Source organism: Escherichia sp. WS338 (assembly GCF_046486405.1).
GTDB classification, from domain to species: Bacteria; Pseudomonadota; Gammaproteobacteria; order Enterobacterales; family Enterobacteriaceae; genus Escherichia; species Escherichia coli.
The window spans coordinates 226,385-240,131 of the sequence record NZ_JBJQLL010000004.1; the positions used below are offsets into that span (position 1 = coordinate 226,385).

Genomic DNA, 13,747 nt, shown 5'->3' on the forward strand with positions numbered 1-13,747 from the left:
ACATCTTATCTTTCAGGATTAAAAAATATGACCACACCCTCAGATTTGAACATTTACCAACTGATTGACACCCAAAACGGTCGGGTCACTCCGCGTATTTATACCGACCCGGACATTTATCAACTGGAGCTTGAGCGCATTTTCGGTCGTTGCTGGCTATTTCTCGCCCACGAAAGCCAGATCCCAAAACCCGGTGATTTCTTTAACACCTACATGGGAGAAGATGCGGTTGTCGTAGTGCGTCAGAAAGACGGCAGCATCAAGGCGTTTCTCAACCAATGCCGCCACCGGGCCATGCGTGTGAGTTATGCAGATTGCGGCAACACGCGCGCCTTTACCTGCCCGTATCACGGCTGGTCTTATGGCATTAACGGCGAGTTGATCGATGTACCGCTGGAACCTCGCGCCTACCCACAAGGGTTGTGTAAATCCCACTGGGGACTAAACGAAGTTCCTTGTGTGGAGAGTTATAAAGGGCTGATTTTTGGCAACTGGGATACCAGCGCACCGGGCCTGCGTGATTACCTTGGTGACATTGCCTGGTATCTGGATGGCATGCTGGATCGTCGCGAAGGCGGCACCGAAATTGTCGGCGGCGTACAAAAGTGGGTGATCAACTGCAACTGGAAATTCCCGGCAGAGCAGTTCGCCAGTGACCAGTATCATGCTCTGTTCAGCCATGCTTCTGCCGTTCAGGTATTAGGGGCGAAAGATGATGGCAGCGATAAGCGTCTCGGTGATGGACAAACTGCCCGCCCGGTGTGGGAAACCGCCAAAGATGCGCTGCAGTTTGGTCAGGACGGTCACGGCAGCGGTTTCTTCTTTACTGAAAAACCGGATGCTAATGTCTGGGTCGATGGCGCAGTTTCCAGCTATTACCGCGAAACCTATGCCGAAGCAGAACAACGTTTAGGTGAAGTTCGCGCCCTGCGCCTGGCGGGTCATAACAATATTTTCCCCACGCTTTCATGGCTCAACGGCACTGCCACGCTCCGCGTCTGGCATCCGCGCGGCCCTGATCAAGTCGAAGTGTGGGCGTTCTGTATTACTGACAAAGCCGCCTCCGATGAAGTTAAAGCCGCTTTTGAAAACAGCGCCACTCGTGCTTTTGGTCCTGCTGGTTTTCTCGAGCAGGATGACTCGGAGAACTGGTGTGAAATCCAGAAATTGCTGAAAGGTCACCGCGCCCGCAACAGCAAACTGAGTCTGGAAATGGGGCTTGGTCAGGAAAAGCGTCGCGACGACGGCATTCCTGGCATTACTAACTATATCTTCTCAGAAACGGCCGCTCGTGGAATGTACCAACGCTGGGCCGATCTCCTGAGTAGCGAAAGCTGGCAGGAAGTGCTCGATAAAACCGCCGCTTACCAGCAGGAGGTGATGAAATGAGTGCGCAAGTTTCACTGGAGTTACATCACCGCATTAGCCAGTTTCTCTTTCACGAAGCCAGTCTGCTGGATGACTGGAAATTTCGTGACTGGCTGGCACAGCTCGACGAAGAGATTCGTTACACCATGCGCACCACAGTTAACGCGCAAACACGCGACCGCCGCAAAGGCATTCAGCCGCCGACGACCTGGATTTTCAATGACACCAAAGACCAGCTGGAACGGCGAATCGCCCGTCTGGAAACGGGTATGGCTTGGGCAGAAGAGCCGCCGTCACGCACTCGTCACTTAATCAGCAACTGCCAGGTAAGCGAAACCGACATCCCAAACGTATTTGCCGTGAGGGTGAATTATCTGCTTTATCGGGCACAAAAAGAGCGCGATGAAACATTCTATGTTGGAACGCGTTTCGACAAAGTTCGCCGTCTGGAAGATGACAACTGGCGCTTGCTGGAACGGGATATCGTCCTGGATCAAGCGGTAATCACTTCCCATAACCTGAGTGTACTGTTCTGATGAATCGAATTTATGCGTGTCCCGTTGCGGATGTGCCGGAGGGTGAGGCTCTCCGGATCGATACCTCGCCCGTCATCGCCCTGTTCAACGTTGGCGGCGAGTTTTATGCCATTAACGATCGTTGCAGCCATGGTAATGCGTCAATGTCAGAAGGGTATCTGGAAGATGACGCCACGGTGGAGTGCCCGCTACACGCCGCCAGTTTTTGCCTGAAAACGGGGAAAGCGTTATGCCTGCCCGCCACCGATCCGCTCACCACTTATCCAGTACACGTTGAAGGTGGTGACATTTTCATCGACTTACCGGAGGCGCAGCCATGAGCGATCTGCATAACGAGTCCATTTTTATTACCGGCGGCGGATCGGGATTAGGGCTGGCGCTGGTCGAGCGATTTATCGAAGAAGGCGCGCAGGTTGCCACGCTGGAACTGTCGGCGGCAAAAGTCGCCAGTCTGCGTCAGCGATTTGGCGAACATATTCTGGCGGTGGAAGGTAACGTGACCTGTTATGCCGATTATCAACGCGCGGTCGATCAGATCCTGACTCGTTCCGGCAAGCTGGATTGTTTTATCGGCAATGCAGGCATCTGGGATCACAATGCCTCACTGGTTAATACTCCCGCAGAGACGCTCGAAACCGGCTTCCACGAGCTGTTTAACGTCAACGTACTCGGTTACCTGCTGGGCGCAAAAGCCTGCGCTCCGGCGTTAATCGCCAGTGAAGGCAGCATGATTTTCACACTGTCAAATGCCGCCTGGTATCCTGGCGGCGGTGGCCCGCTGTACACCGCCAGTAAACATGCCGCAACCGGACTTATTCGCCAACTGGCTTATGAACTGGCACCGAAAGTGCGGGTGAATGGCGTCGGCCCGTGTGGTATGGCCAGCGACCTGCGCGGCCCACAGGCGCTCGGGCAAAGTGAAACCTCGATAATGCAGTCTCTGACGCCGGAGAAAATTGCCGCCATTTTACCGCTGCAATTTTTCCCGCAACCGGCGGATTTTACGGGGCCGTATGTGATGTTGGCATCGCGGCGCAATAATCGCGCATTAAGCGGTGTGATGATCAACGCTGATGCGGGTTTAGCGATTCGCGGCATTCGCCACGTAGCGGCTGGGCTGGATCTTTAAGGAAGTACGATGAAAGAAAAAACGATCATTATTGTCGGTGGCGGGCAAGCGGCGGCAATGGCTGCGGCCTTGCTACGCCAGCAAGGGTTCAGCGGTGAGCTGCATCTGTTTTCCGATGAGCAACATCTTCCTTATGAACGCCCCCCGCTCTCGAAATCCATGTTGCTGGAAGATTCCCCACAGTTGCAGTCTGTGTTACCCGCTCACTGGTGGCAGGAAAACAATGTTCATCTGCATTCCGGTGTAACCATCAAAACATTGGGCCGCGACACACAAGAGTTAGTGTTAGCTAACGGCGAAAGCTGGCACTGGGATCAGCTTTTTATAGCAACCGGCGCGGCAGCTCGACCGCTGCCGTTGCTTGATGCACTGGGAGAACGCTGCTTTACCCTGCGCCATGCCGGTGATGCCGCCAGACTGCGAGAAGTTCTGCAGCCCGAACGGTCAGTCGTGATTGTCGGTGCCGGAACTATTGGTCTGGAACTGGCTGCCAGCGCCACGCAGCGTGGATGTAAGGTGACAGTGATTGAACTGGCGGCAAGCGTCATGGGCCGTAATGCACCACCGCCCGTGCAACGCTATCTTTTACCGCGCCATCAGCAGGCTGGTGTGCGCATTCTGCTCAATAATGCCATTGAACATGTGGTCGATGGTGAAAAAGTAGAACTGACGCTGCAAAGTGGCGAAACGCTTCGGGCCGATGTGGTGATTTACGGTATTGGTATCAGCGCCAACGACCAACTGGCTCGCGAGGCCAACCTTGATACTGCCAATGGTATTGTCATTGATGAAGCTTGCCGCACCTGCGATCCCGCGATCTTTGCCGGTGGCGATGTGGCAATCACCCGTATTGATAATGGTGCACTACACCGCTGCGAAAGCTGGGAAAACGCCAATAACCAGGCGCAAATTGCCGCTGCCGCAATGTTGGGGCTACCGCTTCCGCGACTGCCGCCGCCGTGGTTCTGGAGCGATCAGTACAGTGATAACTTACAGTTTATTGGCGATATGCATGGCGATGACTGGATTTGTCGTGGCAACCCGGAAACTCAGAAGGCGATTTGGTTTAATCTGCAAAACGGCGTGCTTATCGGTGCGGTAACGCTGAATCAGGGGCGTGAGATTCGCTTAATCCGCAAATGGATCCAGAGCGGCAAAACGTTTGATGCGAAACTGCTGATAGATGAGGACATCGCGCTTAAATCACTGTAACCAGGATAATTAGCGAATATCTCAATGCCTGGGGCGTGGCGAGGTGCAAGAGTGTGTATTACGTTTAAATCACATTATCTTGCAAAGGGATTGGTTATGAACACACTACGTTATTTTGATTTTGGAGCTGCACGCCCCGTTTTGTTATTAATTGCCCGTATCGCCGTGGTCTTAATTTTCATTATTTTTGGTTTTCCCAAAATGATGGGTTTTGACGGTACGGTCCAATATATGGCCTCGCTGGGCGCGCCAATGCCGATGCTGGCAGCGATTATTGCGGTAGTTATGGAAGTGCCCGCCGCGATATTAATCGTGCTTGGCTTTTTCACCCGTCCGCTGGCGGTGCTGTTTATTTTCTACACGCTGGGTACAGCGGTAATTGGTCACCATTACTGGGATATGACCGGCGATGCGGTTGGGCCAAATATGATTAATTTCTGGAAAAATGTCAGTATCGCTGGCGCATTCCTGCTGTTGGCAATTACCGGGCCGGGGGCAATTTCTCTCGATCGGCGTTAGGAAAGATGCCGGATGCGGCGTGAACGCCTTATCCGGCATTTTATAAATTACAGTAACGCAACCCGCAACGACATCTCTGAAGTTGTTGATTCCCCTGGTGCAAGCGCAATGAGATCACCCCCTTCCGGGCGATGATGGTCATCCGGCGCATGGCTCATCGGTTCCAGACAGAAGAAATCAAACGCATATCCTTTATCAAACGCCGGGTCGGAAACAAAGATGAAATAACATGGTGCAGGTGGCGTCGTTTCCATGATGATGGCATAACCCTCCTGCGGCTGCTCGATGCGGGCCTGACCATTCCATCCGGCAAAGCCATTGTTTACCCACTGGCACGGCAACGGCGCGAGCTGGTTGAAATCCAGCTCCTGCGGTAGCTGCTCGCAAAACTCACCCGCCAGCCACTGCTCCCGCTCCAGCCAGTAACCAATCGCCTGTGCCTGAATCCGCGTTTGCGGCGACAACGGAAAATAAGGATGCCAGCCGGTACCAAATGGCAGCGTCTCTGCCCCTTGATTGGTGACAGAGAGTGTCACCGTCAGCGTATCCGCCGTTAAATGAAACGCCTGGCTTACCCGATAGTGATAAACGCCGCTGCGATGTTCATACACCAGACACAAGCTATCATCGCTGCACGAGGCACATTGCCACTGCCCCAGCCAGCCGTCGCCGTGCAGATAGTGCGCATCCCATTCAACATTCGGTTGCAGTTGATACTCACGCCCCTGCCAGACAAAACGATTGCCGCTCACCCGGTTTGCAAACGGCACTAGCGGAAAACAGGAGGCATCGGTTGCCACACCGCTTTTTTTACCAGGACGTAAGAGCGGCGTCGTATCACGCCAGAAACCTTCGATGACACCACCCCGGTCAGAAACGTCCAGCTTTAGCGGCCCGTGAGATAAGGTATAGATGGTCATCCGCTGACTCCTTAATCCGGGAAGTTAATCACAACTTTCCCGCATTTACCGCTCGCCATCAGCGCATAGGCTTCTCCTGCCTGTTCCAGCGTGAAGCGATGGGTAATGGCATTACGCGGCCACAGTTTCCAGTCCGTTAAATCGTGGGCGCATTTTTCCATATGGAACAGACTGGTCACCCAGGAGCCAATAATCCGCCGTTGATGATGCATCAGATCAGCGCTAACCTCGAACTCCACTTTTCCGGTTTCCCCGATGTAAACCACCCGTCCCCAGTCAGCAGTGGATTGCAACGCCAGTAAGCGACCTGCGGCATTACCGGAACAATCGAGCGCAACATCCGCGCCACCGTGGGTGAGTTCGGCGATAATCTGCGGCAGACCTTCGGTGGTTGCTAAATAGCCGTGATCCATCACCCCTAACTGTTTCGCCATCGCCAGACGTTCCGGCAGCATATCAACGCCGATGATCCGTTTTGCACCGCGACCTTTCGCCAGCATCATCGCCATCATGCCGACTGGCCCCAAACCGACCACCAGCACGTTATCACTGCCGGAAACTTCGCCGCGCAAAATTCCTTCATACGCTGTACCAACGCCGCAACTGATAAACGCACCATCTTCATAGCTCAGCGCGTCCGGCAGGAGGATCAGATCTTTTTCTTCCGCCAGCAGGTATTCAGCATGGCCGCCGTCACGCTGCCAGCCGTAAGCCGCTTTTCCTTCGCCAGTACAAGAGATAGGAAAACCACGACGGCAGTTCGGGCAAAAACCACAGCCAGAAATGTGATACACCAGCACGCGGTCTCCCTCTTTAAAATGGCGGCAGCCTTGCCCCATCGCCACAATCTGCCCGCACGGTTCATGACCGTTGATAAAGCCCTGGTATAACGGTTTATCGGGCGCCGCCGCCGTGGCGCGGTGCTGGTGGTAGATATAGTGGACATCGCTTCCGCAAATCCCGGAGGATTTCATTTTGATCAGTACCTGGTTAATCCCCGGCGTCGGCACCGCAACTTCCCGCAGATCGACGGTCGAATTTCCTGGTAAATAAGCTGCCAGCATCGTTTTCATAAATTCCTCATTAACAATACGATTAATTTTCATCCCTGCCGCACCCGCGCCAGGGGCGTTAAGGTTTAGCGTTTCGCTTTACTGCTTCGCTGGGTCAGCAAGATATTCGCCAGCACCGCCACCACGATGATGACGCCGCGTACCACCTGCTGGAAAAAGGAGTTAATACCGAGCAGCACCAGACCGTTACCGATTAGCGTAATCACCAGCACACCAAGCAATGTACCGAACAGGGAACCGCGACCGCCGGAAAGTGCCGTACCGCCGACCACGACCGCGGCGATGACGTCAAACTCCAGACCGTTTGCCGCACCTGCGTTACCAGAACCGAGGCGCGCCGCCAACAAAATGCCGGTCACCGCCGCTAATAATCCCGAAAGGGTAAAGATAAGAATGCGCACCCGACGAACGTTGATGCCGCACAACTGCGCCGCCGTAGCATTACCGCCAACGGCAAAAACCGAGCGCCCGAAGGCGGTTTTGCGGCTGATGAACACAAACAGCGCAAACAACACCATCATGATCAGCGCGGATACCGGCACTCCGAGAAATTGTCCACCCAGCCAGTCCAGTACCTCGTTTTCGTCAATCGGCACTGGCAGGGCGTTGGTCATAAACAGCCCCATTCCGCGCAGGGCGCTCCACAGCCCCAGCGTGGCCACGAAACTTGGCACGTTAAACACGCCGCGCAGCACTCCGGCGAGCGTTCCCATCAGCGCGCCTAACAGCAACACCAGCAGACAAGCTATCGCCAGCGGAACTTCAAATTGCAGCAAAAATGCCAGGCACACCGAGACAAAAGCCACCATCGGCCCAACGCTGACATCAATTTCCCCGGAGATAATAATCAGCGTCATCGCCCAGGCGGCGATCCCAATGGTGGCGGCATCGCGCAGCACGTTCATCTGGTTATTCAATGAGATAAAACCCGGCGCGTTCAGAGAGAAGACCAGATAAAGAATGGCGATCACCACCAGCAAACCGATCTCATTAATATGGCGACTGACAAATTGTTTGAGCGAGACGCTCTTGCCCTGCGGCAATGGTAATGACGAAGCAGACATCTTCAGGTTCCTCGGTAAAATTCATCAGTGCACAGACAGAATGGCGGACATCAGCTCATCCACATTGACCGGCGAGTGAAACTCCTGCGAGAACGTACCGTGCTGTAATAACAGGATGCGGTCACACACCAGCGGCAACTCCTCCACTTCACTGGAGATAAACACCACGCTTTTTCCTTCGGCAGCCAGCTCGCGGACAATACGGTAAATCTGCTGTTTGGCTTCGATATCGACGCCACGCGTTGGCTCGTCGAGCAACAAAATCTGGCTGGCGGCATAGACCCAACGACCGATCACCACTTTTTGCTGATTGCCACCAGAAAGCGTGCCGATGGGCGTTTCGCTACTGGCGGCCTTGACCGTCATCCGCTGCATCACCTCTTCGGTCAGGCGGCGGATGGTGGACCATTGCAGCACACCGTTGGCGCTGATTTTTTGCCGATTGGTCAGCACTGTATTTTCGTCAACGCCCAACCAGGGAATGATCCCCGCTTCTTTGCGGTTTTCTGGCGTATAGCCAATGCCGCGTTTCAGCATGTCGCCGTAATCGGGGCGCGTGATTTTCTCGCCGTTGATAACAATTTCGCCCTGTTCATACGTCTCCAGCCCAACAATCGCCTTCAGCAATTCACTGCGCCCTGCCCCCAGCAGACCAGCAATGCCGAGCACTTCGCCACGACGTAGTGTAAAACTGATATCCTCCAGCTTGGGCTTATGGCGTAACGCACGGACTTCCAGCACGGCTTGATCCATAATTTCCTGAGGGGCAACCGGCGCAATATCAACGTGATCGCGCCCGAGCATTAGCGACACAATATGATGCGTGGAGGTGTTTTCGAGCATCACATCGCCCGCCACCTGACCATCGCGCATAACGGTGGCACAGGAGGCAATGCGGCGAATTTCTTCCATCCGGTGGCTGACATAAATCACCGCCACGCCCAGTGCCGACATCTTTTTCACCGCGCTGATCACCAGTTCAACCTCCGCACTGGCAAGCGAGCTGGTGGGTTCATCAAGAATGACCACGCGCGGCTCGCCCTTCATCACCCGCGCAATTTCCACCAGCTGCTTTTGCGCCGGGCTTAGTGTTGAAACAAGTTGTTCAGGACTAACGTCAACGCCCAACGCCTGCAAGCAACGTTGGGCGTCCTGCGCCATTTGCAGGTAATCAATCATGCCGTTGCGGCGGGGCCACTGACCGAGGCAGAGGTTTTCCGCCACTGTCAGCCCTTCCACCAGACTTAACTCCTGATAAACCGCGCGTACCCCCAGTTCAGCGGCACGGCGAGTCAGCGTAGCTTCGTCACCTTCCAGTCGCGTCTCGCCAATCCAGATATCACCGCTATCCGGACGTTCGCTACCGGTAAGCATTCGAATGAGGGTCGATTTTCCCGCACCGTTTTTGCCTAACAGCGCACGAACTTCGCCTTTATTGAGCGTGAAGTTAACGTTATCCAGCGCAACGACGCCGGGATAACGCTTATTTCCTGCCACCACTTTTGCTACCGGGACTGCCTCTGTTGCTGTGAACATAGGGACCTCTGCGAATCAGCGATTAGGGCAGACCATCAACGTGCGTTGCCAGCCACTGTTTACCGTCTTCCGTTTTGGTATAGAGATCGATTGGCACCTGAATCACTTTTTCACCGTCGGCTTGTTTATTGATAACCTTCAAAGTTTGCGCGAAAACAGCATTGCCCATTTTCTTACCGGAAATATCCACCACCGCTTTCAGCACCTGATTGTTTTCCAGCTCCTGAGCAATTTCAGTGGTCATATCCGAACCGAAAACAGCAATTTTTCCGGCCTGATTTTGATTACGTACCGCTTTTACCGCGCCGAGTGTCGCACCGCCCGATTCCCCCATAATGGCGTTGAGATCCGGCGTGGAGATAATTAGTTTTTCACCAACGGAAATCGCTTTATCTAAAACAGTCCCTTCCTGATTAGCGACTATTTGCGCGCCGGGAACGCGGGATTTTAATACCTCTTCAAATCCTTTACGTCGCTGCACACAAACTTCAAAGGCTTCGCAATTGATGACGGCAATTTTCGGCTGGTCAATTTTATTGGCAATAAAATAATCGGCGGCAGCGTTACCCAGTTTTTTACCAAATTCCAGCGGATCGCCGACCAGATACGCCGAGACATATTTATCGACACCTTTTTGATTAATACAGGTGTTGTAGCAAATCACCGGAATACCCGCTTCACTGGCGCGACGAACGGTACGACTACTGCCATTTTCAGACACTGCCGATAAAATAATGGCATCGACATTACGCGCCACGAGGGTATCAACAAAGGTACTTTCTTTCGAAATATCACCCTGGGCGTTAGTTTCAATTAACTGTACCTGTACTGAAGAATCTTTTGCCGCATCCTGAACGCCCTGACGCACGCCAGCGTAATATCCCTGGGTATCAAGGTATATTGCACCAATGGTCATTTCTTTATCCGCAGCCCTGGCAAATAAAGCGCTACCTAATAGCGTAGCCATTAATAATAGATTACGGGTTGTTCTCATTTTTTTAGGCATAGTGCCTCCTGTAGGGTTTTTATTTACAACGGCTTATTCTAATTATTTTGTGATGAGCGGCAGCGCGTGCCGCTCAAATATTACAGTTAATAGGGTTTAGTGAACGCGGTTAAAAATAAAAGGCATCACAGTGGTGAATAATGCCGCTTTCGGCCAGGCCGGATTAATCGCCGTCAATTCAGCGCGAGCAGATTCATAGTGCGCAACCTCCCCGAGTCCCGCGGACGCCAGCATCGCCACCATCAGGCATTTTTCTTTATGCTGCTGTTGTAAATCGCCATACAGCGACAACAGGTCAGGTTGTGAAACAGCAAAGAAATCCGCCTCAATACTGGTTTTCGCCATCTCTTGCGCCCACTGTTTCATTTCACTAAACAGTTGCTGTGCGGTTTGCTGTTCACCCAGCAGTCGCAGCGCCATTCCTTGCCAGAAGAGATAATCAACCGGCTGATCGTTGTAATAACTGTGAATGTTAATGGTGCGATCGCCGGTCGCCGCCAGACGTAAACAACGCGTCGCTTCAGTTTCATCGCCCTGCGCGTTAGCGCATATCGCCTGCCAGAACCAGATGTCGTTATCAGTTTGCCCGGGTAAACGGCCTTCGCTTAAATTTTCCGGATAATGCAGCGCGGCATGAAGCAGTTCGCTGGCCTGCTGCGGCTCTCTGGCATCAAGGTGCTGCCAGGCGCGTAATAGCTGATTGAGGATAAACTGACTGGTGACCTTCCCTTCCCCGCCTTCCCACGGGTGGAATTTGCGCGTGGCGAGAATGTCCGCCGCTTTGTCTGCCTGACCCGTGAGATGCCACAAATTGAGCAGTTCTGCGGTCATGTCGTCGCGTTTCAGCGCAATTTCCAGATTATTTTCCAGACGCGCCAGTCGTTTCTCCGGTGTGGCTCCGCTTAACTTATCAAGCAAATCCCGTTCGAAAAGCAGACGTGCATCCTGCGGCGCAAGCTGATAAGCATTATCAAGATAACGCGCGGCCAGCTCATAATCGTGTTGCTTATTCCACGCATGGATCGCTAACCCGCGCCAGCCGTCGGCAAACTCCGGCGACATCTCTACGCAACGTTGCCATAAAGTAATGGCTTTGTTGTAGCTGCGCTTGTTGTAGTAGAAGCAGGCCAGTAAATGACGGGCAAACCAGCACTCTTCAATACTCTCCAGCGCCGCCACTTCTTCCAGCGTATTCGGGAAACGGACAAACTGTGGGAAGACATCAATGGCTTTTGTGACCAGTTCGCCGCGTTCAGCTTTCGGCAGCAAGCTGGCTTGCAAGTAAAGCGGCAGCGTGCGCTGGCAGTCCAGTGCGTTCAGCATCTCTGCCGCCAGGGTGGGCATTCCCCAGTTAATCAGTTGCCCGGCGGTCATCAGGGCGTTAACGTCGCGTCCCTGACACAGACCGCGCCACTGCGTGAAGGCTGATTCGCTACGACCATCGAACCAGTTCAGCCACCACAGAGTGGCGTTCAGCGGATAATCGCGCAGCAGTTTCTCGCGCTGCAAACGCGCGTTGTCCTGACGACCACTTAACACCAGCAGCAGATTATGCAGGCAAAGCACTTCCTGATTGGTTGGGCAGGCGCGAAGACTTTGTTGGCAAAAATCCAGACCAGCGTCGAAGTGACCATTACGCGCCGCCAGCCGTGCCAGACCATAATAGCCACCTGCTTTACTGTTGCCGCTCCAGACCGCCCGCCAGAAATCCTCTTCGGCTTGTTGATATTGCCCCTGACGTTCGTAAGCACTGGCGCGAATCAAACTCGCCTGTCCGCACTGCGGATTTTTGTTTAGCGCATGTGCGCGTTTCAGCGCCTGAGTGGCATACGCCACCGCTTGCGGGAAATCTGCTCGGTTATATTCCAGCATCGCCAGCGCCAGGTTACAGCGATAATCCAGCGGATCCAGCGCCACGCCGCGCAGGTAGTAATCGAACGGTGAACGGCTGGCGTGATGATATTGCTCCAGATGCTGACCGATAAACCAGGCTTCATCTGTACTGGTAATGTCTTGTGCTGCCAGTGGCGCTTTGGCGACGTCCGGCAACGGCAACTCTTGCGGCTGATGTTCCTGATAACTCAGTGTGATATTGCCGTCGGCATCGGAGAGTTCAATGGTCAGCCTTTCAGGATTGATACCGTGCAACACGCCCTGGATGGCGGTCGCTGGTGTCAGGGCCACGGCATCATCGAGCAACGCGTTGCATTTGCCGATTTCGCGGATCGCCAGACGGTATCCTTTCAACGGAGAGATGGCATACAGCCCCCACTCAATCCCCCGCTCGCTACGCTGGAGTTTAATCACCGCATCGCGGGAGGCGTTTTGCACCATGCCCAAAGAATGGTAAGGCAGGAAATACTGCTCAAAACGCTTCTCTTCGTAAGCATCAAGCCAGGTAAAATCGGGCTGGTTATCGGCAAAAATACCAGTCATCAGTTCGATATACGGGCCGTTATTGTCGGTCAGACTCTTATCCCACGCCTGGCCAAATTCACTGTGTCCCCAGCTCCACTGTTTTTTACCTGGCGCAATATGGTGGTTGGCAACGTGCAGCAAACCGCCATCTTCATCGTGACACCACGCGCCAACAAAATCGTACTGTGATTTTTCAGCCATATATGAGGTTGGAACGGGCACATTTTTATAGCGAGAAATGTCCACTCCGGCGGAGTAGTCCACTTTGTAGTAAGTGCCGGTGGCGATGGGGAAAGCGGAGACGGCCCGTTTGCCGTGATCAAACACCGCCGTTACATCCGGCGGGAAGACGCTCTGATGCCCTTCACCCCCTTTCACTGCCGGGTTGGCCCACCACAAGAAATGACGCGGCGTGGCGTTGCCGTTATAGACGCGGCTGGCAATTTCCAGTGCCGCCCGGTCAGGGCGCAGGGTGAAACCTGTCATCACCTGTAAACCGTGCATCGGCTCCGTTTCGCCGACCCACACGGTTTGTGCGCCGTCTTCATGGGCTTCGAGGGTGAAATCGACGGGCATAAAGGTGGTCGGGCGATGGTGTTGCGGCCAGTTAAACTCAATCCCGCCGGAGATCCACGGCCCCAGCAGCCCCACCAGCGCCGGTTTAATGACTTCATTATGATAGACAAAATCGCGCTGTTTCACTTTATCCCACGCGCGATGCACCCGACCGCCCAGCTCCGGCAGGATCATCACTTTGATGTAGTCGTTTTCCAGCCACACCGCCTGCCAGGATTTCAGGGTTTTCTGCTCGCTCAGCGTATCGGTCACGCCGTAGGGATAAACCGCGCCGGACGATCCCTGATAAACGCGATTTTCCAGGAACATGGGATGTATATCCTGCGGCCCGGTTTCATAGGTCGGGATCTCAACGCGCTCTTGCCACACTTTTACTGGAGTCATGGTGCC

12 protein-coding genes are annotated in these 13,747 nt (G+C 53.9%); 6 read left to right on the top strand and 6 right to left on the bottom strand.

The genetic code is table 11. The features are described from left to right. Positions 1-27 precede the first annotated feature (27 nt). The 6 genes from hcaE to ACJHWT_RS05230 all read left to right on the top strand — a co-directional run bounded on the left by hcaE (position 28) and on the right by ACJHWT_RS05230 (position 4,764). Positions 28-1,389, top strand: coding sequence for a 3-phenylpropionate/cinnamic acid dioxygenase subunit alpha (gene hcaE, locus ACJHWT_RS05205; RefSeq protein WP_065203334.1), 1,362 nt, complete (start codon positions 28-30; stop codon positions 1,387-1,389). Continuing rightward, the gene (gene hcaF / locus ACJHWT_RS05210) at positions 1,386-1,904 is read left to right on the top strand and encodes a 3-phenylpropionate/cinnamic acid dioxygenase subunit beta (RefSeq protein ID WP_001696037.1); all 519 of its coding nucleotides are present in this window, start codon (positions 1,386-1,388) and stop codon (positions 1,902-1,904) included. The genes hcaE and hcaF overlap by 4 nt, the downstream gene beginning before the upstream one ends. Beyond that, positions 1,904-2,224 (top strand): bifunctional 3-phenylpropionate/cinnamic acid dioxygenase ferredoxin subunit, encoded by a 321-nt coding sequence (locus ACJHWT_RS05215; protein WP_001080102.1) that lies wholly within the window; start codon positions 1,904-1,906, stop codon positions 2,222-2,224. Before hcaF ends, ACJHWT_RS05215 begins: the two co-directional genes overlap by 1 nt. Beyond that, positions 2,221-3,033, top strand: coding sequence for a 3-phenylpropionate-dihydrodiol/cinnamic acid-dihydrodiol dehydrogenase (gene hcaB, locus ACJHWT_RS05220; protein WP_001281377.1), 813 nt, complete (start codon positions 2,221-2,223; stop codon positions 3,031-3,033). The genes ACJHWT_RS05215 and hcaB overlap by 4 nt, the downstream gene beginning before the upstream one ends. A 9-nt stretch (positions 3,034-3,042) precedes the next feature. Then, complete coding sequence (gene hcaD, locus ACJHWT_RS05225; protein ID WP_000660745.1) at positions 3,043-4,245, top strand: phenylpropionate dioxygenase ferredoxin reductase subunit; 1,203 nt, start codon at positions 3,043-3,045, stop codon at positions 4,243-4,245. 96 nt (positions 4,246-4,341) lie between these two features. Beyond that, entirely contained in the window at positions 4,342-4,764 is a 423-nt protein-coding gene (locus ACJHWT_RS05230; protein ID WP_001094726.1) for a DoxX family protein, read from the top strand. Positions 4,765-4,811: 47 nt separating this feature from the next. On the opposite strand, the gene ACJHWT_RS05235 is transcribed toward ACJHWT_RS05230, so the two are convergent. From ACJHWT_RS05235 to ACJHWT_RS05260, 6 genes are all read right to left on the bottom strand, one after another. Then, the gene (locus ACJHWT_RS05235; protein WP_000158532.1) at positions 4,812-5,684 is read right to left on the bottom strand and encodes an aldose 1-epimerase; all 873 of its coding nucleotides are present in this window, start codon (positions 5,682-5,684) and stop codon (positions 4,812-4,814) included. 11 nt (positions 5,685-5,695) lie between these two features. After that, positions 5,696-6,790, bottom strand: a complete 1,095-nt coding sequence (locus ACJHWT_RS05240; protein ID WP_000700774.1) for a zinc-dependent alcohol dehydrogenase family protein — start codon at positions 6,788-6,790, stop codon at positions 5,696-5,698. 32 nt (positions 6,791-6,822) lie between these two features. After that, positions 6,823-7,821: an ABC transporter permease gene (locus ACJHWT_RS05245; protein WP_001276664.1), complete on the bottom strand. Its 999-nt coding sequence runs from the start codon at positions 7,819-7,821 to the stop codon at positions 6,823-6,825. Between the two features lie 24 nt (positions 7,822-7,845). Further along, complete coding sequence (locus ACJHWT_RS05250) at positions 7,846-9,357, bottom strand: sugar ABC transporter ATP-binding protein (RefSeq protein WP_000493464.1); 1,512 nt, start codon at positions 9,355-9,357, stop codon at positions 7,846-7,848. 22 nt (positions 9,358-9,379) lie between these two features. After that, complete coding sequence (locus tag ACJHWT_RS05255) at positions 9,380-10,363, bottom strand: substrate-binding domain-containing protein (RefSeq protein ID WP_001124894.1); 984 nt, start codon at positions 10,361-10,363, stop codon at positions 9,380-9,382. Between the two features lie 96 nt (positions 10,364-10,459). Continuing rightward, positions 10,460-13,741: a DUF5107 domain-containing protein gene (locus ACJHWT_RS05260; RefSeq protein WP_001696039.1), complete on the bottom strand. Its 3,282-nt coding sequence runs from the start codon at positions 13,739-13,741 to the stop codon at positions 10,460-10,462. Between the last annotated feature and the right edge of the window lie 6 nt (positions 13,742-13,747).